Annotated in this window: 2 protein-coding genes; both read left to right on the top strand. The window is 41.7% G+C overall.

What is annotated here, in order from left to right; all coding sequences use genetic code 11:
* Positions 1 to 838 (top strand): alpha/beta hydrolase (locus tag AB4653_RS26905; protein ID WP_372105760.1); only part of this gene is annotated, 838 nt, incomplete at its 5' end.
* Between the two features lie 143 nt (positions 839 to 981).
* Positions 982 to 1,371 (top strand): sigma factor-binding protein Crl, encoded by a 390-nt coding sequence (gene crl / locus AB4653_RS26900; protein WP_009847473.1) that lies wholly within the window; start codon positions 982 to 984, stop codon positions 1,369 to 1,371.
* Positions 1,372 to 1,404 lie beyond the last annotated feature (33 nt).

The following is a 1,404-nucleotide window of genomic DNA, read 5'->3' as shown; positions in this document are numbered from 1 at the left end:
CCCACATCTCAAGAACGACAATTTGGCGGCTCAGGCTCAAGTGTTGGCCAACGCAGCTTATTCTGAAGCAATTAAGCATACGAAGTTGATCGTCAAACAGATTGATATTCCATACCAAAACAAGAAGATCAAAGCGAACTTGCATCTAACCAAAACAGACAAACCACAACCGGTTGTGATTGTCAGCGCGGGTCTAGATAGCTTGCAAACCGATATGTGGCGCTTGTTTAGGGATTACTTAGCACCAAAGAACATTGCCATGCTAACGGTAGACATGCCATCGATAGGGCACAGTGCACATTGGCCGTTAACAGAAGACTCATCTTGTCTTCACCAAGCTGTCTTGAATGAACTGCCTAATATCCCGTGGGTCGATCACCACAAGGTTGGCTTGTTTGGCTTCCGCTTTGGTGGCAATGCGATGGTGAGATTATCTTTCCTTGAGCAGCATAAGCTTAAAGCGTGTATCTCTTTAGGCGCGCCAATTCACGATATCTTTGTTCATGCCGACAAATTGAAACAGATGCCTAAAATGCATTTAGATGTGTTAGCTTCGCGTCTTGGTAAAGGGGCTGTTGATATCAATAGTCTTTCTGGGCAATTGATGGCGTGGTCACTCAAGGTGCAAGGTTTGCTGTCAAACAGTAAAACCAGTGTGCCTATCTTGGCATTAGCGTTAGAGGGCGACCCAGTATCACCTCCAATGGATAACCAACTTGTTGCTATTTACAGTGATTACGGTAAAGCGAAGAAAATCAAAGCTAAATCAATTACACAAGGTTATGAGCAATCCCTCGAATTGGCGATAAAGTGGCTTGAGGATGAATTATTTAGATGACATTTCTCCTAAATTAGTTAAGCATGAAAAGTGTACAAAGTAAGTACCTGATACTCAGAAATAATTTATAAAATCCAATTGCGTAGTTTCTACGTATAACATTCTGATTAACGTCATTCTTAACATTGAAATGGAGATTCAATATGTCAGAAGTGACACAACAACCTACGCATTATCGCTTGTTAAATGTTTTAAAGGCTATAGGCCCTTACTTAAGGGAGCCGCAATCAGAAGAAGGCCACTATATTTTTGATTGCTTGTCTGTGTGTGTGAACGATAAAAAATCGCCAGAAGAACGTGAGTTTTGGGGCTGGTGGTTGGAGTTGGATAAGTCGGAAGAAGGATTTTCGGCGAAGTACAACACGGGTAAATACAACATCGATGGTAACTGGGATCCTTTGCCATTACCTAAAAAGGCGATCGCTGAGGTCTCTCGAACTCAAGAAGCCTTTCACCAAAAGCTGGTTGATGAACTTCAAAAGAAATTTGAAATCGGCGTTCAGTTAGACGAAGAGTCTGTCGAATTCGTCTGATTTTAAAGGTTACTCTTCTATATAAAGCAAAAA

The organism is Vibrio sp. 10N.222.48.A3 (genome assembly GCF_041475345.1).
Taxonomy (GTDB): Bacteria; Pseudomonadota; Gammaproteobacteria; order Enterobacterales; family Vibrionaceae; genus Vibrio; species Vibrio tasmaniensis_A.
The sequence above is the reverse complement of the archived record's forward strand: the minus strand, read 5'-3'. Positions and strand labels throughout refer to the sequence as shown.